Genomic DNA, 15,145 nt, shown 5'->3' with positions numbered 1-15,145 from the left:
GCCACGTCGCTCCGGTTGCCAGGCGCGCGACCTCGGGTACCGTCGGATCCGGAAGGTGTTACTCCGCTTCGGAAGGCGTGTGCCCGTGCTGGACCGACTTGTCGACAGAGCTCTCGGACTCCCCCGCGCCGAAGGACCGAAACCGGTCATCACGCGCGACCTGCCGGTGCCGATGCCCGACGGCGTCACGCTGCTCGCGGACCGGTACGCCCCGGCGGGTGACACGCCCGCGCCGGTGGTGCTGATCCGCACGCCGTACGGGCGCGCCGGCCTCCTGTCGAAGCTGTTCGGGAACACGTTCTCGCGGCACGGGCTGCAGACGGTCATCCAGAGCACCCGCGGCTCGTTCGGCTCCGGCGGCGAGTTCCGGCCGTTCCACCTCGAGCGGGAGGACGGCGTCGCCACCGCCGAATGGCTGCGCGCGCAGCCGTGGTGCGACGGCAACCTCGCGATGGCGGGCGCCAGCTACCTCGGGCACACGCAGTGGGCGCTCGGGCCCTACCTCGACCCGCCACTGGCCGCCATGTGCCTCGGCATCACGGCGTCGGAGTTCGTCTCGACGTTCTACCCGGGCGGCGTGCTCGCGGCGGACAACATGGTGTCGTGGTCGGCGATGATCGGCCGTCAGGAAGAGCGCTTCGGCGCGTTCCCGAACCCGCTGCAGGCGCGCAAGACGCGCCGCGCGATGGCGCACCTGCCGCTCAGCGGCGCCGACGTCGCCGCGATCGGCAAGCCGGTGCGGTTCCTGCAGGACATCACCGAGCACTTCGTGCCGGACGACACCTACTGGGCCATGTCCGACCACAGCGCCGACGTCGAGAAGCTCGACGTCCCGGTGTCGATGGTCACCGGCTGGTACGACCTGTTCATCCGCGGGCAGCTGCAGGACTTCCGGCGGCTCGCCGAGGCCGGCAAGGCGCCGCGGATCACGATCGGCCCGTGGTCCCACGGCGAGCCCGCGAGCATGCGTCCGATGATCCAGGACCAGCTCGGGTTCCTGCGCGCCCACCTGCTGGGCGACCGCACGTTCCTGCAGCGCGCGCCGGTCCGGATCTTCCTGCAGGGCGCGGACACCTGGCTGGACTTCGAGGCGTGGCCGCCGCCGTCGACCGCGACGGCGTCACACCTGCGCCCGATCGGCGGCCTCGGCGAGGTGGGCGGCGGCGAAGCGCGGCCGACGACGTTCACCTACGACCCGGCGGACCCGACCCCGGCGGTCGGCGGGCCACTGCTGACCGGCGTGACGAAGCAGCGTGACAACCAGGAGGTCGAGGCCCGGCCGGACGTGCTGGTCTTCACCGGCGAGCCGCTGGCGTCGGACCTGGACGTCATCGGCGAGGTGGCCGCGACCGTGCACGTGCGCACCGAGCTCGGGCACGCCGACGTCTACGTCCGGCTCTGCGACGTCGACGCGGGCGGCGTCTCCCGCAACGTCACCGACGGGATCCTCCGGCTGCGCCCGGGCTTCCCGGAGGCGGACGCGGACGGCGTGGTGACGGCGGAGGTCACGCTCGACCCGACGGCCTACCGCTTCCGCCGCGGCCACCGCCTGCGCGTCCAGGTGGCGGGCGGCGCGTTCCCGCGGTTCGCCCGCAACCACGGCACGGACGAACCGGTCACCGCGGCGGTGGACGGCAAGCCGAACCGCTTCGAGATCTTCCACGACGCGGCCCGGCCGTCCCGGATCACGCTGCCGATCTTCACTCCCTAAAAGACGTACGGGACCACGCGGTGGTGCGTGGTCACCCGGCCGTCGTCGTGCAATGCGTGCAACAGCAGCGACGGCGGCCGGTCGTACTCGAGCGGGCCGCCCTCGTCCCAGCCGCGGTCGCCGCCCGGCTCGACCGGTAGCAGCGAGCCCGAGACGACGCCGGGGGCGATCCGCAGCGGCACGCCGGCGAACGTCGTCGACGCGCCGGTGTGGACGTGGCCGGCCAGCAGCGCCGCCACGCGCGGGTGGCGGGCCAGTACCGCCGCCAGCCGCTCCTCCCCCGTCTGGCGGATGCCGTCCACCAGCGGGAGGCCGACCTCGACCGGCGGGTGGTGGAAGGCGACGAACGCCGGGCCGTCGCCGCCGGACAGCACGCCGTCGAGCCAGGCGAGGGTCTCGTCGGCGAGGTAACCCGCGCCGCGGCCGGGGATCGTCGAGTCGCACATGGCGAACAGCACGCCGTCGACCTCCCGCGCGAGATCGATCGGACCGTCGGACGGCGGCTGATCGAGCAACCCGGTCCGGAAAGCCGCGCGGACGTCGTGGTTGCCGGGACACACCAGCACCGGCGCCGGGTGCTTCAGCAGCGCAGCCGCGCGTGCGTACTCCGCGGCCGCGCCGTGGTCGGCGATGTCGCCGGTGACGACGACGGCGCCGACCGCCAGCCCGTCCAGGTACGCCATCACGGCGGCGACGCGTTCCTCCGCGCGCGGCCCGTCGTCGAGGTGCAGGTCGCTCAGGTGCGCGATGATCATCTTTGGTCCTTCCCCAGGTAGGCCAAGGCTTTCACCCAGTTGCGGACGAGCACCGCGGACGCCGTCGGCAGGTCGCCGTCCCGCAGTGCCGCGGCGATCCGGCGGTGCTCGCCGATGCTCTCCCCGGCGCGGGCGGCCCCGCCGAAGTAGCACGATTCGTACCGCTTGAGCAGGGGCTTGGTCTGCTCGATCAACCGCAGCAGGTGCGGGTTCGGGCAGCGGGACAGCAGCAGCGCGTGCCACTGTTCGTCCACTTCGGACAGATCATCGCCGCGCTCCAGCGCCGCGGCCATCCCGTCGGCGACGACGTCGAGCGCGTCGGGCAGCCCGGCGAGCTCCAGTGGCGACGTCCAGCGCAGGGCGAGGGCCTCCAGTTCGGCGACCAGCGGGTAGAGCCGGCGGGCCTCGTCCGGGTCGAACGGAGGCACGAGGAAGCCGCGCCCCGGCTCGGAAACGAGCAGGCCGCGGCCGGCGAGCCCGATCAGCGCCTCCCGCAGCGGCGTCCGGCTGACGCCCAGCTCGCGGGCCAGGTGCACCTCGTTGACGCGGGCGCCGGCGGCGAGCCGCCCGTCGAGCACGCGGGTGGTGATCTCCTCGATGAGATCGCTGCGCAAAGGGGTGCGGGCCATCCGGGCAGTATTGCATGCAATCGGGTCGTACTGTATTCAGTTGGCATGACCTTTGACGGCTTCGATGTCGACCGCGCCCGCCGTGAGACCCCCGGCTGCGCGGAAGTGGTCCACTTCAACAACGCCGGATCCGCCCTGCCCCCGGCCGTCGTGACGGACACGGTGGTCGACTACCTGCGCCACGAAGCGCTGATGGGCGGGTACGAAGCGGCCGCCGAAGCCAAGGACCGGCTGGCGGCGGTGTACACGTCGGCGGCGAGGCTGGTCGGCGGCGAACCCGACGACATCGCCATCACCGACAACGCGACGCGGTCCTGGCAGGCCGTCTTCTACGCGCTGCCGTTCGCCGCGGGCGACCGGATCCTCACCTCCACCGCCGAGTACGCCAGCAACGCGATCGCGTACCTGCAGATCGCCCGGCGCACCGGCGCGGTCGTCGAGGTGGTCGGCGACGACGAGTCCGGCCAGCTCGACGTCGAGGACCTGAAGCGCCGGATCGACGGCAGCGTCAAGCTGATCGCCGTCAGCCACGTGCCCACCCAGGGCGGGCTGGTCAACCCGGCCGAGGAGATCGGCGAGGTCGCCGAAGCCGCCGGGATCCCGTTCCTGCTCGACGCGTGCCAGTCCGTGGGCCAGCTCGACCTCGACGTCTCGCGCCTGAAGTGCGACGCGTTGTCGGTGACCGGCCGCAAGTACCTGCGCGGGCCGCGTGGCACCGGTTTCCTGTACGTCCACCCGCGGCTGCGGGAGCGGCTGGAGCCGGCGATGCTCGACCTGCACTCGGCGGTCTGGACGGCGCCCACGGAGTACGTCGTCGACCCGACCGCCAAGCGCTTCGAGGTGTGGGAACGCGACTTCGCCGCGGTCTTCGGCCTCGGCGCGGCGATCGACTACGCGCTCGAGTGGGGCCTGCCGGCCATCGAAGCCCGCGTCGCGGCCCTGGCCGGGACGCTGCGCGGCCGGCTGGCCGACGTCGGCGCCCAAGTGCGCGACGTAGGCGTGAAGAAGTGCGGGATCGTCACCTTCAGCGTCGAGGGCACGCCCGCCGCGGACATCAAGGCACGGCTGGCGGAGGCGGGGATCAACACGTCGGTGTCGTCGCGCACGTCGGCGCAGTTCGACTTCACCGCGCGCGAGCTGCCGGACCTCGTCCGGGCGTCGGTGCACTACTACAACACCGAGGACGAGATCGAGCTGCTCGTGAAGGCGGTCGAGAAGCTCTAGAAGGCGTCGACGCCGGTCAGTTCGGCCGACACCGTCCACAGTCGCTCGGCGAGCGCCGGGTCGATCGCGTAGTCACGCACGCCGACGCGGGTGCCGTCGGCCGGGGTGGGCTCGGCGACGTCGCAGTCTTCGAGGTAGACCCCGCCGAGGCCGTCGAGCTGCGGGGACGTCGCCGCCCAGACCTGGGTGGCGGCGCCCTGCTCGGGCGTCTTGGCCCCGGCTCCGGTGACCTGCCCGGTCTCGTCGACCATGCCCGCGTCGACCAGCTCCTGACGGCTCAGGTGGCGCACCAGGTCGGTCAGGATCCGGCCCGGGTGCAGGGCGAACGCGCGGACGCCGTGGCCCTGCGCGAGCTTGTCGAGCTGGACCGCGAACAGGACGTTCGCCGTCTTCGCCTGGCCGTAGGCGAGCCACTTGTCGTAACCCTGCTCGAAGTTCAGGTCGTCGAAGCGGACCGGGCCGAAGTGGTGGCCGCGCGAGGACACCGAGACGACGCGCGCGCCTGGGTTGAACGCGGGCCAGAGCCGGTTCACCAGGGCGAAGTGGCCGAGGTGGTTGGTCGCGAACTGCGCCTCCCAGCCCGGGCCGACGCGCGTCTCCGGCGCCGCCATGATCCCGGCGCTGCCGATGAAGACGTCGATGCCGCGCCCGGACGCGACGAACCGCTCGGCGAACGCGCGGACGCTGTCGAGGTCACCGAGGTCCAGCTCGTCGATCTCGACGTTCTTCAAGCCCCGCACCGCTTCCTCCGCCGTCGCGCGGCGGCGGGCCGGGACGACGACGTGCGCGCCCGCCCGCGTCAGCGCGCGCGTCGTCTCGAGGCCGATGCCGGAGTAGCCACCGGTGACGATCGCGAGCTTGCCGGTCAGGTCGATGCCGGCCAGGACGTCGGCCGCCGTGCTGGTGGCGTCGAAGCCCGAGCCGATCTTGTGCTGTGCAGTGGTCATACCCCGACGTTAAGAGCTGGAGTGCACTCCAGCGCAAGTCAGCCCTTGAGCAGCTGCCGCGCGATCACGAGCTTCTGGATCTCGCTGGTGCCCTCGTAGATCCGGAACAGGCGCGCGTCGCGGTAGATCCGCTCGACCGTGACGCCCCGGACGTACCCCGTCCCGCCGTGCACCTGCACCGCGCGGTCGGCGACCCGGCCGAGCATCTCGGTGCAGAACAGCTTCGCCGACGACGGCCCGAGCTTGCGGTCCTCGCCCGAGTCGTACCGCGCGGCGGCTTCGTGCACCATCGCGCGGCCGGCCGCCAGCTCGGCGTGCGACTCCGCCAGCAGCGCCTGCACCAGCTGGAACTCCCCGATCGGGTGACCGCCTTGGCGAGCCGTGCGCGCGTACTCGACGGCTTCGGCCAGCGCGCGTTCCGCCATCCCGACGCACAGCGCCGCGATGTGCAGCCGGCCGCGGGCGAGCGAGGCCATCGCGATGCCGAAGCCCTTGCCCGCTTCGCCGACCAGCGCGTCCGCCGACACCTCGACGTCGTCGAAGACGACCTCCGACGTCCACGCGCCGGCCTGGCCCATCTTGGCGTCGTGCGGGCCGACGGTGACGCCGGGCGCGCCCGCGGGCACCAGCAGCGCCGAGATGCCGCGGCTGCCCGCGCTGTCCGGTTCGGTGCGCGCGAACACGACGAAGACCTCGGCGAGCGGCGCGTTGGTGATGAACCGCTTGGTGCCCGAGAGCCGGTAGCGGTCGCCGTCGCGGACCGCGCGGCTGGTGAGCCCGCTGGGGTCGGAGCCGGCTTCGGCCTCGGTGAGCGCGAACGACGCGATCGCCTGGCCGGCGGCGAGCCGGGGCAGCCAGCGGGTGCGCTGATCCGGCGTCCCGTAGTGCACGATCGCCTGGCCCGCAATGCCGTTGTTGGTGCCGAACAGGGACCGGAACGCGGGCGTCGTCCAGCCGAGCTCGATGGCCAGCCGGACGTCCTCGGCCATACCCAGCCCGAGGCCGCCGTACTCCTCGGGCAGCGCCCAGCCGAACAAGCCCAGTTCGGCCGCTTTCTCCCGGATCTCGGCGGGGATTTCGTCGGTTTCGTCGATTTCCACCTCGCGCGGGACGACCTCCTTGCGCACGAACTCCCGCACCGCGCCGAGCACCTGCCCGAAAACGTCCACGTCCATGCGTCGCACCGTACCCGGTAGCGTGCGGTGCGTGAGCACCTTCTACGACGTCGCCGCACAGCACCCGGACCGGCTCGCGGTGCTCGCCCCGGACGGGCGGTCCGCGACCTTCGGCGAGCTGGCCGCGCGGGCGAACCGGCTGACGCACGCCCTGCACCGGCTCGGCCTCGGCGCGGGCGACGGCGTCGTCGCGATCGTCCACAACGGACTCCCGTACTTCGAGCTGCTGTTCGCCACGCTGCAGGCGGGGATGTACTTCACGCCGGTCAACTACCGCTCCTCCGCCGAGGAAATCGCCTACGTGGTGGGCAACAGCGGCGCACGCGTCGTCGTCGCGGACGCGGACATCGCGCGCGACTGCCCGCCTTTGGCTGCGGTGGAACACTTTTCGGTCGGTGCGGCGGACGGCTGGGCGGACTACGCGTCCTGGGGCGAGGACGAGCCGTCGACCGCGCCGGAACCGCGGACGGCCGGGCAGACGATGCTCTACACGTCGGGCACCACGGGCCGGCCGAAGGGCGTCCGCCGCGCGCTCAGCGGGAAACCGCCGTCCCTGCACGAAATCCACCGCGACCTGCTCGCGATGATGGACGTCCACGAGGGCCCGGGTGTGCACTTGGTCGCCTGTCCGCTCTACCACGCCGCGCCCGGTTCGTTCAGCGTCAACGCGATGCACCTCGGGCATTCCGCCGTGCTGATGGACAAGTTCGACGCCGAGGAGACGCTGCGGCTGATCGAGCGCCACCGGGTGACGAGCACCCACCTCGTGCCGACCATGTTCCACCGGCTGCTGCGGCTGCCCGAAGACGTCCGCGCGCGGTACGACCTGGCGAGCCTGGTGAGCGTGATCCACGGTGCGGCGCCGTGCCCGCCCGAGGTCAAGGAGCGGATGATCGCGTGGCTCGGCCCGGTCGTCCACGAGTACTACGGCGCGTCGGAGGGCCTGATCTGCGGCGTCACGGCGGCGGAGTGGCTGGCGGCGCCGGGCACGGTCGGCCGGCCGCTGACCGGCGTGCGGCTGAAGATCGTCGACGACGACGGCGCCGAGGTGCCGGCCGGCGAGCCCGGCACGATCTACTTCAGCTCGGCGCACACCGCGCTCGACTACCTCGGCGACCCGGCGAAGACGGCGGCCGCCCGATCGGGCGAATTCCTGACGGTGGGCGACTTCGGCCACCGCGACACCGAAGGCCGCGTGTTCCTGCTCGACCGCCGCACCGACCTGATCCTGTCGGGCGGGGTCAACATCTACCCGGCCGAGATCGAGGCGCGGCTGCTCTCGCACCCGGACGTCGCCGACGCGGCGGTGATCGGCGAGCCGGACGACGAGTGGGGCCAGCGGGTGATCGCCGTCGTCCAGCCGATCCCCGGCGTGCCGGGTGACGACGCCCTGGCCGCGCGGCTGGCCGAGCACTGCCGCGCCGCCCTGGCCGGGTTCAAGACCCCCAAACGGTTCGACTTCACCGAGCAGCTGCCGCGCACGGAGTCGGGCAAGATGCTGCGGCGCACCCTCCGGAAGGACTGACCGCCCGATGCGCAAGCCGATCGCCGTCACCACCGCCGCACTCGCGGCCTTGCTGATGCTGCCCGCCACCGCGTCCGCGACGCCCGGCAGCGGGGTCACCGGCACGATCCTCTCGCAGAAGACGATCGGCCACACCGACTACACGCTGCGGGAGATCACCATCCAGCCCGGCGGCTACACCGGCTGGCACTTCCACGACGGCACGCTCTACGCGTACGTGAAGGCGGGAACGCTGACGCACAACCTGGCCGACTGCTCCCTCGACGGCCGCTACCGCACCGGTCAGGCGTTCACCGAGCGGCCCGACCAGGTGCACATCGGCCGCAACCTCGGGACGACGCCGATGGTCCTCGAAGTCCTGTACGTGCTCCCGGCGGGCAGCCCGCTCTCGGAGGACGCGCCGAACCCGGGCTGCGGCTTCTAGCTCGTGAACCAGCCCGCCGCGTCGAGGCGGTAGGCCGCCGGGCCGACGACGGCGCGCAGGTCGGTCTCCAGCGCCGCCATCCGCTCGGTGCCCACCGTGCGCGCCCAGTCGGCGCGCAGCTCGTCGAAGATCTCCGCCGACTTCGTGAGGGCGTCGACGCCGTGGTCGGTGAGCCGCACAATCTTGCGGCGCGCGTCGGCCGGGTCGTCGGCGCGCTCGGCGTACCCCAGCGCCTCGAGCCGCTCGACGGTCTTGCCCGCCGCTTGCTTGGAGACGCCGAGGCGCCGGCCGATCTCGGACGCCGTCGCGCCCTGGACGCCGATGGCCTGCATCGCGAAGCCGTACGACGGCCGGACGCCCGCGTGCCCGCGGCGCGCGAGCTCGGCGTGCAGGCGGTCGATGAGCGTGCGGAAGCCGCCGAAGAGCAGGAACGGCAGCTCGTAGCCGGGTACGTCGGTCATAGCCCCTTGCCAAGTTCGACAACCAGGTTTACGGTTTCGACAACCACGTTGTCGATCCTACGTCTGGAGACGTCTTGTTCCCCGATCACACCCCGGAGTCTGCTCCCCCGGCCGCCCGCCCCGCGATGGCGGCCACGGCGAAGAAGTTCGGCGGCCACGTCCCGGCCGCCGTCGCCCGCCTGGCGACGTCACCCGAGCTGCTGAACGGCTTCCTCAAGCTGAACGCGATCTTCGAGTCCACCACCCTGCCGGCGCTGGACCGCGAGGTCCTGATCATGACGGTCGCCGCCCGCAACGGCTGCCACCTCTGCGTCGCGATGCACACGGCGTCCCTGCACGGCCTCGCCGCCGCACCGGAACTGGTCACGGCGCTGCGGGCGGAGTCGGCGTTGCCCTCGCCGCGCCTGGAGGCGTTGCGCGGGTTCGTGCACGCGGTCATGGACACGACGGGCGAGGTCCCACCCGAGGCACTGGACGCGTTCACCGGCGCGGGTTACACGCCGCGGAACGCGCTGGAAGTGGTGCTGGGCATCGGAACCTACACCCTGTCGACGTTCGCGAACCGCCTGACGGGAGCACCGCTGGACGACGTCTTCGCCGCCCACGCCTGGCACGCTACCGCGGCCTGACGGTCGTGCCGTTCGCGTCGCCTTCGACGAGGTCCCGGTAGGCCTCGGCGACGACGGCCACCGGCGTCCCGCGGTGGCCGTCTTCGCCCATGGCTTCCAGGGTTTCGCTGATCCAGCCCGGACTGACGGCGTTGACGCGCAGCCCGCGCGTCAGCTCGGCGGCCGCGGAGCGGACGAAGCCCTCGAGCCCGGCGTTGACGAGCGCGCCGAGGCCACTGCCGGGGATCGACTCGGTGAACGTTCCGCCGGTGAGGGTGATCGAGCCGCCGTCCGGCAGCCGCCCGGCGGCGAGCCGCACGAGCGCGACCTGGCCGAGCAGCTTGCCGCGCAGGTCGTCGAGCACCTGGCCGTTGGTCAGGTCGCCGAGCGGCCGCAGCGGGACGTTGGCAGCACAGCACACCACGGCGTCGGGCCCGGTCTCGAACAGCGCGTCGAGAGAGGAGGGGTCGGTCAGGTCGGCGCGAACCGGCGACGTCCGTGAGACGGGCACGATCTCGTGGCGCGGCCCGAGAGCGGCGACGACGGCCCGGCCGACGAGCCCGGTAGCACCCAGCACGACGATCTTCACCCCGTCGACGTTAGCGGGCCCGGCAACCGGATTCCCGGCTCAGAAGGGCCGCCTGGTGCCTTGGGAAGGCGTCGAAAACCACCTGGGTCATGACTTGCGGGTCCAGGTCGGTGCTCATGATCGGTCGTCGAAGCACCCGGCCAGGCGGCATCCGCGACTCCGTCACCGGCGACCAGTCCCATCCCCTTCGGTTTGTGACCCAGCTCTCACCGAGTCGTGTCCGGTCCCCCGTCGCGGCTTCGACCCCTTGGTGTTCACACCACCGAGAAGGAGTCGAAATGGACAAGCCGGCCGGCCGGCGCGAGTGGCTGGGGTTGCTCGTGCTCGTGCTTCCCACCCTGCTCGTCGCGATGGACATGACCTCACTGTTCCTCGCCCTGCCGAAACTGAGCGCCGACCTGGGCGCGAGCGGTACCGAGCAGCTCTGGATCACCGACAGCTACGGCTTCCTCGTCGCCGGGTTCGTGATCACCATGGGCACCCTCGGCGACCGGATCGGCCGGCGGCGGCTGCTGCTCGTCGGCGGGGCGGCTTTCGCGGCCGTCTCCGTCGTCGCCGCGTTCGCCACCACTCCCGGGCTGCTCATCGCCGCCCGCGGGGCGCTGGGGATCGCCGGGGCGACGCTCATGCCCTCGACGCTCGCCCTGATCACGAACATGTTCCGCGACGAGCGGCAGCGCGGGCAGGCCATCTCGATCTGGGCCACCTGCCAGTTCGCCGGCGGCTCGCTCGGCCCGGTCCTCGCCGGGTTCCTGCTCCAGCACTTCGCGTGGGGCTCGATCTTCCTGATCGCCGTGCCCGCCATGGCCGTGCTGCTGATCGCCGGGCCGATCCTGCTGCCCGAGTTCCGCACGCCCGCGCCGGGACGGCTCGACTTCGGCGGCGTCGCGCTCTCGCTCGCCGCGGTCCTGCTGGTCGTGTTCGGCCTCAAGCAGCTGACCACCGGCGCCGGCCTGCTCGTGCCGCTGGGCGCGATCGTCGCCGGGACCGTGCTGGGTGCCGTGTTCGTCCGCCGCCAGCTGAGGCGCCCGGTGCCGCTGCTGGACCTGCGGCTGTTCCGGAACCGGCCGTTCACCGCCGTGCTGGTCGCGCTGGTGTTCGCGGGCGTCGCGATGGCGGGCGTCGGCCTGCTGGTCACCCAGTACCTGCAGGGTGTGCTCGGCTACTCGCCGCTCGCGTCGGCCCTGCTGTTCGCGCCGATGGGCATCGGTGTCGCGGCGGGCACGACGGTGGCGCCCGCGCTGGCCCGGCGGCTGGCCCCGGTGACGGCGATCGCCGGCGGCCTGGTGGTCTCGGCCGCCGGCGGCCTGATGCTGGCCTGCACCGACGGGCTCCCGCTGGTCGTCGCGGGGATCGCGGTGCTGACGCTGGGCACCGGCCCGCTCTTCGCGCTGGGCATCGGCCTGGTCGTCGGCTCGGTGCCGCCGGAGCGCGCCGGGTCGGCCGCGTCGATGGCCGACACCGGCAACTACCTGGGCGGCTCGCTGGGGCTGGCCTTCATCGGCCTGGTCGCCACGGCGGTCTACCACCACACGTTCCCGGCCGGCACCACCCTCGCCGCCGACGTCGCCCGCGCGGACGTCGCGAACCAGGCGAAGACGGCGTTCACGACCGGCCTGAACGTCACGGGCGTGATCGCGGCGGTGCTCTTCGCGGGTCTGGCCCTGCTGGTGACGCGGATGCGGGCCTCAGCCGAGCGCGCCGAGGAACTGCAGGACGCCCAGCAGGCCCGCTAGGGCGCCGAAGAACTGGTAGATCCCGAAGCTGCCGCCCACCCGGCGGACGGACGCCTCGGCGCGCGGGTCGAGCAGCACGGCGACGGTCTTCCCGACCCGCGGCGACACGAAGGTGTACCGCCCGGCCCACGCCGAGCGCGTCCGTCCGTAGACGGTGTACCGGATCTTGGGCTCGCTCGGCGCGCGGTTCAGCCACCGCCGCTCGTCGACGACGTCACCTTCGATCTCGCGGGCTCGCCGTCCGAAGCGCAGGCGGCCCGCCGCGATCCCCGCGGACAACGCCCCGAACAGGGTGAACACCCAGGCCACGAGCAGGTAGGACGCGGTGACGTCGCCGGCCAGGCCCAGCTGCCCGGCGGCCAGGCCGAACGCCACCAGCAGCACCCCGCGCACGACGAACGCGGCGGGCAGCGCGGTCCGGGGCGTGGGCAGCAACCGCACCCGGCCGCTTCCGGCCGGTCCGCACCGCACGACGTCGTCCACCAGCACGGGCACGGTGGTGCGCAGCAGTTCGCGTTCCCCACCGCTCAGCTCGTCGACGACGGTGCCGGCCACGAGGGAAACCCGCAGGACCGACGGCAGCGGACGCACCGCCGTCACGCGGTACCGGCGCAGCCCACGCGCGAACCACCACCGGAACGACGACCAGGCCACGCCCGCGATCGCCTCGATCGAGCCGGCCACCAGGAAGACCTGCACCGCCGCACCGTGCACGCGTTCAGCCAGGTCCCTTCGAGGATTCAGGTGGGCGCAGCAGGGTTCGAACCTGCGACCGCTCGGGTGTAAATCATGTGGTTCTTGCGCCTGACCTGCGGATTGAGTGTTCATCAGAGTCTAACCGCGCCACGTCCGACCAGGTCAGTTCAGGGTCGTTCACAGACATTGATGTCGCCAACTGATGTCACCGAGGACGCATCCTGAGCTGGCTGACCAGCACTTCACCCGCCCATCCACTAAGCATCGAGCCGTCGAGCAGCGATCGCGGCCAGGCAGTCGGGGCAAAGAATGCCGCCGAGGCCAGCCGGTGCGTCGCCGCACTTCGCGCAGGTTGGTGTGGCGGAGGTCTGGTCGGTCATGCCTCGATCACACCATCCCGTCGATCGGCGTGCTCAAGGACCTCGCGTAGGTCGGCCTGCTCGACATGTCGTCGGCGCCCACAGTCTCGGGAGTTGTCGGCCCACAGCACTGACAGTCCCCGCGAGATGACTCCTCAACCCGCCTGGTTGCGCAGGATTCTCTTGGCCGCTCGAACGTAGAGCTGCACTACAGCGACCGCCGACGCAGGTAGCGCAGCTCTCAAACCGTCAAAGCTAACACTCACGCGGCCTGAGATGCGGAGGAACGAACCCGTTCTCACGGTCGATACAGTCCGCCGCAGGTGGTGGCCATTGAGTCACACCGATAGCCGTGTTCATGCCTCCGCCGGGAACAACGCCATTCAGAGTGGCGCCGGTGAGATCGGCACCTTCCAAGTCGACGGCCGAAAGATCCGCAACCGTAAGATCTGCGCCACTCAAGTCGTCTCCCCGCAGGCTAAAAGCACCCGCAAATTTCACGCCAACCATCTTCGCGTGCGTGAACTTCAGCTGAGTAAATTTTGACCACGGCGCCTTGGCGTAAGCAAGATTAGCCTCAGAGAAGTCCGTACGCTCGACCGACGACGTACTCAGATAAACGTCCTCCAAGTCGGCACCGCGAAAGCTTGAGTCTCGTATTGATGCGGCGCGCATGTCGGAATTCGAAAAGTTCGCATTGTTATAATTCGCTCCCTTAATTCGAATTCCCTGAAGACAGGAGCGCTGCAAGTCCAAGGATTCCACATCCTGTCGCACGTCGCGCCGCCCAAGGACAGTTATCACGGCTTGAATATCGGTCGCCAGAGCCTTCCGCTCTTCTCCCGTGCCCATTCTTGGCGGGCACGAACTCGCCGGGGCATGTTCCCTCACGAACGCCGAGAGGACTTCCATTACAGTTGCATAGTTATCTGTTGAATCACGTGCAATTACTTCGAGGGCATATATTCCACCAAGTCTTACGTCTAGCTTTTCCGAACCAATTTGCTCGACCGACTTACTGAAACGATCCGCAAGTTGCCCTTCCTGTGTCACCTGCAAGGATCGCAAGGTAACCACGACGGCAAAAATTGCCGCGAAGGCCGTCACCACCGACGTGACTGCCGACCAACCCTTCCATTCGAAGACAAGGTGCCAGCGCCCCTTACGTGCACCAGGAATGACTTCCGCAGGGACGCCGTTTTCTTCGACGGAGTCGTGCTCCATTTTGAACATTGCCCCCTTGTGGGTACCTTGCGAAGAGTCTCCCGCATTGGGTCGGCGTCAGTGATCCGACCGTTACAACATGGCACTCCGCTTGCGCCAGAGTCTTGCACGTTCAGCACGGACGGTAGGCCGTGATCCGGTGGCCTTCGCCAAGCTGCTGCGTGAGGGTCAGGTGCCCGATCTGCGGTCCGGGTGAGGCGTTCGGTGTGTCGTCGGTAAGCCTGGAGAAGTCGAGGTGACAGGCGTCGACCAGGAGCGTCCCGCCGGGCCCGGGCTGGCTGGCCTGGCCGGGGAGCCACAAGTTGTTGACGTAGTCCGCCGGGTCGGTGACCTGGCCGGCCAAGGCCCGGATCGCGGCCTGGCAGTCCGGGACGTGGTGAGCGTCAGCGAGCTGGCGCTGCGCCTCCGGCGTGAACATCCAGCACACGTTAGTGACCGCATAGGGCCGGTCCGGCCACGCGATGCGCTCAACCAGGAAGGCCACCATGCTGGCCGGCGTGCGAGGCAGGATCCGCGCCACCGCCTCCTCATGCCCCTGATCCAGCACGCGCTGCGCGTCCTCGGCCTGCTGCGCGGCGTCCACGACGAGCCCAATGACGCTGGCGACCAGCAACGCCCCGCCGGCGGCGAGCGCGCTGATCGTCTCGCGACGCCGCACCCGGAACCGCAGCCGCACCGCGGCGACCACGCCCGCGCCGGTCACCGCCAGGCCCACCAGCAGCGCCCACCACCACGGGTCGACGTAGGCCAGCAGCCACACGTCGGTCACCAGCAGCGCCACCGTGGCCGTAGACGCCACGCCAAGACGCTGCCGGACCCCGAGCAGCGCCAGCACCGCCAGCGCCACGACAGCGCCCGTCCACGGCCACATCTGCCACCCGGACAGCCACCACGCCACCAGCGCGAGCACAGCCGCACCGACCAGCGCGGGCACCCGCACCGCCCGCTCGATCGCGGCCCGGCGCTCTGCTCGGGCCGTCTGCCGTGCCGCCGTTCGCTGGCCGGAGGCGGCCAACCTGTCGAAGATCGTTCCTCCACCCATCAGCCCAGAGTGCCGCGTGAACAGCAGTTATGCCACTACG

At 71.0% G+C, this 15,145-nt stretch carries 16 protein-coding genes; 6 read left to right on the top strand and 10 right to left on the bottom strand.

Translation table 11 applies throughout. From position 1 onward, the window contains the following. The first annotated feature begins 85 nt into the window (after window positions 1–85). Entirely contained in the window at window positions 86–1,711 is a 1,626-nt protein-coding gene (locus tag OHS58_RS48615) for a CocE/NonD family hydrolase (RefSeq protein ID WP_328646739.1), read from the top strand. Here OHS58_RS48615 and OHS58_RS48610 read toward each other — a convergent pair. Next, the gene (locus tag OHS58_RS48610; RefSeq protein WP_328646738.1) at window positions 1,708–2,466 is read right to left on the bottom strand and encodes a metallophosphoesterase; all 759 of its coding nucleotides are present in this window, start codon (window positions 2,464–2,466) and stop codon (window positions 1,708–1,710) included. The genes OHS58_RS48615 and OHS58_RS48610 overlap by 4 nt on opposite strands. Beyond that, window positions 2,463–3,095, bottom strand: a complete 633-nt coding sequence (locus OHS58_RS48605; RefSeq protein WP_328646737.1) for a GntR family transcriptional regulator — start codon at window positions 3,093–3,095, stop codon at window positions 2,463–2,465. The genes OHS58_RS48610 and OHS58_RS48605 overlap by 4 nt, the downstream gene beginning before the upstream one ends. Before the next feature lie 45 nt (window positions 3,096–3,140). On the opposite strand from OHS58_RS48605, the gene OHS58_RS48600 reads away from it, so the two are divergent. Beyond that, the gene (locus OHS58_RS48600; RefSeq protein WP_328646736.1) at window positions 3,141–4,319 is read left to right on the top strand and encodes an aminotransferase class V-fold PLP-dependent enzyme; all 1,179 of its coding nucleotides are present in this window, start codon (window positions 3,141–3,143) and stop codon (window positions 4,317–4,319) included. Here the strand turns inward: OHS58_RS48600 and OHS58_RS48595 are convergent. Together OHS58_RS48595 and OHS58_RS48590 are read right to left on the bottom strand one after the other, a co-directional pair. Beyond that, a complete protein-coding gene (locus OHS58_RS48595) occupies window positions 4,316–5,266 on the bottom strand; it encodes an SDR family NAD(P)-dependent oxidoreductase (protein ID WP_328646735.1) in 951 nt (316 codons plus the stop codon). The genes OHS58_RS48600 and OHS58_RS48595 overlap by 4 nt on opposite strands. A 38-nt stretch (window positions 5,267–5,304) precedes the next feature. Next, complete coding sequence (locus OHS58_RS48590) at window positions 5,305–6,441, bottom strand: acyl-CoA dehydrogenase family protein (RefSeq protein WP_328646734.1); 1,137 nt, start codon at window positions 6,439–6,441, stop codon at window positions 5,305–5,307. 31 nt (window positions 6,442–6,472) lie between these two features. On the opposite strand from OHS58_RS48590, the gene OHS58_RS48585 reads away from it, so the two are divergent. Next, the gene (locus OHS58_RS48585; RefSeq protein ID WP_328646733.1) at window positions 6,473–7,966 is read left to right on the top strand and encodes an AMP-binding protein; all 1,494 of its coding nucleotides are present in this window, start codon (window positions 6,473–6,475) and stop codon (window positions 7,964–7,966) included. A 7-nt stretch (window positions 7,967–7,973) separates the two neighbouring features. Further along, complete coding sequence (locus OHS58_RS48580) at window positions 7,974–8,390, top strand: cupin domain-containing protein (RefSeq protein WP_326955116.1); 417 nt, start codon at window positions 7,974–7,976, stop codon at window positions 8,388–8,390. On the opposite strand, the gene OHS58_RS48575 is transcribed toward OHS58_RS48580, so the two are convergent. Further along, complete coding sequence (locus tag OHS58_RS48575; protein ID WP_328646732.1) at window positions 8,387–8,851, bottom strand: MarR family winged helix-turn-helix transcriptional regulator; 465 nt, start codon at window positions 8,849–8,851, stop codon at window positions 8,387–8,389. The two genes, OHS58_RS48580 and OHS58_RS48575, sit on opposite strands and share 4 nt — an antisense overlap. Window positions 8,852–8,976: 125 nt before the next feature. On the opposite strand from OHS58_RS48575, the gene OHS58_RS48570 reads away from it, so the two are divergent. Then, complete coding sequence (locus OHS58_RS48570; RefSeq protein ID WP_328649984.1) at window positions 8,977–9,480, top strand: carboxymuconolactone decarboxylase family protein; 504 nt, start codon at window positions 8,977–8,979, stop codon at window positions 9,478–9,480. Here OHS58_RS48570 and OHS58_RS48565 read toward each other — a convergent pair. Continuing rightward, window positions 9,467–10,048: a short chain dehydrogenase gene (locus tag OHS58_RS48565; RefSeq protein WP_328646731.1), complete on the bottom strand. Its 582-nt coding sequence runs from the start codon at window positions 10,046–10,048 to the stop codon at window positions 9,467–9,469. The two genes, OHS58_RS48570 and OHS58_RS48565, sit on opposite strands and share 14 nt — an antisense overlap. Window positions 10,049–10,326: 278 nt before the next feature. Between OHS58_RS48565 and OHS58_RS48560 the strand changes: the two genes are divergently transcribed. Beyond that, window positions 10,327–11,784 carry an MFS transporter gene (locus OHS58_RS48560; RefSeq protein WP_328646730.1) on the top strand — a complete coding sequence of 486 codons (1,458 nt, stop codon included), beginning with the start codon at window positions 10,327–10,329 and terminating at the stop codon, window positions 11,782–11,784. On the opposite strand, the gene OHS58_RS48555 is transcribed toward OHS58_RS48560, so the two are convergent. The 4 genes from OHS58_RS48555 to OHS58_RS48540 all read right to left on the bottom strand — a co-directional run bounded on the left by OHS58_RS48555 (window position 11,737) and on the right by OHS58_RS48540 (window position 15,105). Then, window positions 11,737–12,483, bottom strand: coding sequence for a hypothetical protein (locus tag OHS58_RS48555; RefSeq protein ID WP_328646729.1), 747 nt, complete (start codon window positions 12,481–12,483; stop codon window positions 11,737–11,739). The two genes, OHS58_RS48560 and OHS58_RS48555, sit on opposite strands and share 48 nt — an antisense overlap. Before the next feature lie 254 nt (window positions 12,484–12,737). After that, window positions 12,738–12,860 carry a hypothetical protein gene (locus tag OHS58_RS48550; RefSeq protein ID WP_328614546.1) on the bottom strand — a complete coding sequence of 41 codons (123 nt, stop codon included), beginning with the start codon at window positions 12,858–12,860 and terminating at the stop codon, window positions 12,738–12,740. A gap of 234 nt (window positions 12,861–13,094) precedes the next feature. Then, window positions 13,095–14,072 (bottom strand): pentapeptide repeat-containing protein, encoded by a 978-nt coding sequence (locus tag OHS58_RS48545; RefSeq protein ID WP_328614545.1) that lies wholly within the window; start codon window positions 14,070–14,072, stop codon window positions 13,095–13,097. 103 nt (window positions 14,073–14,175) lie between these two features. Further along, a complete protein-coding gene (locus OHS58_RS48540) occupies window positions 14,176–15,105 on the bottom strand; it encodes a hypothetical protein (RefSeq protein ID WP_328614544.1) in 930 nt (309 codons plus the stop codon). Window positions 15,106–15,145: the final 40 nt, after the last annotated feature.

Origin of the sequence: Amycolatopsis sp. NBC_00348, assembly GCF_036114655.1 — a bacterium.
GTDB lineage: Bacteria > Actinomycetota > Actinomycetes > Mycobacteriales > Pseudonocardiaceae > Amycolatopsis.
Note: the sequence above shows the minus strand (reverse complement) of the source record. Positions and strands in the feature narration are given on the sequence as shown.

Excerpts from the sequence above, each read along its gene's own strand:
- OHS58_RS48550 (WP_328614546.1), bottom strand. The coding sequence starts at position 12,860 with ATGACCGACCAGACCTCCGCCACACCAACCTGCGCGAAGTGCGGCGAC.
- OHS58_RS48605 (WP_328646737.1), bottom strand. The coding sequence starts at position 3,095 with ATGGCCCGCACCCCTTTGCGCAGCGATCTCATCGAGGAGATCACCACC.
- OHS58_RS48560 (WP_328646730.1), top strand. The coding sequence starts at position 10,327 with ATGGACAAGCCGGCCGGCCGGCGCGAGTGGCTGGGGTTGCTCGTGCTC.
- OHS58_RS48545 (WP_328614545.1), bottom strand. The coding sequence starts at position 14,072 with ATGTTCAAAATGGAGCACGACTCCGTCGAAGAAAACGGCGTCCCTGCG.
- OHS58_RS48575 (WP_328646732.1), bottom strand. The coding sequence starts at position 8,851 with ATGACCGACGTACCCGGCTACGAGCTGCCGTTCCTGCTCTTCGGCGGC.
- OHS58_RS48595 (WP_328646735.1), bottom strand. The coding sequence starts at position 5,266 with ATGACCACTGCACAGCACAAGATCGGCTCGGGCTTCGACGCCACCAGC.
- OHS58_RS48600 (WP_328646736.1), top strand. The coding sequence starts at position 3,141 with ATGACCTTTGACGGCTTCGATGTCGACCGCGCCCGCCGTGAGACCCCC.
- OHS58_RS48610 (WP_328646738.1), bottom strand. The coding sequence starts at position 2,466 with ATGATCATCGCGCACCTGAGCGACCTGCACCTCGACGACGGGCCGCGC.
- OHS58_RS48540 (WP_328614544.1), bottom strand. The coding sequence starts at position 15,105 with ATGGGTGGAGGAACGATCTTCGACAGGTTGGCCGCCTCCGGCCAGCGA.
- OHS58_RS48580 (WP_326955116.1), top strand. The coding sequence starts at position 7,974 with ATGCGCAAGCCGATCGCCGTCACCACCGCCGCACTCGCGGCCTTGCTG.
- OHS58_RS48590 (WP_328646734.1), bottom strand. The coding sequence starts at position 6,441 with ATGGACGTGGACGTTTTCGGGCAGGTGCTCGGCGCGGTGCGGGAGTTC.
- OHS58_RS48570 (WP_328649984.1), top strand. The coding sequence starts at position 8,977 with ATGGCGGCCACGGCGAAGAAGTTCGGCGGCCACGTCCCGGCCGCCGTC.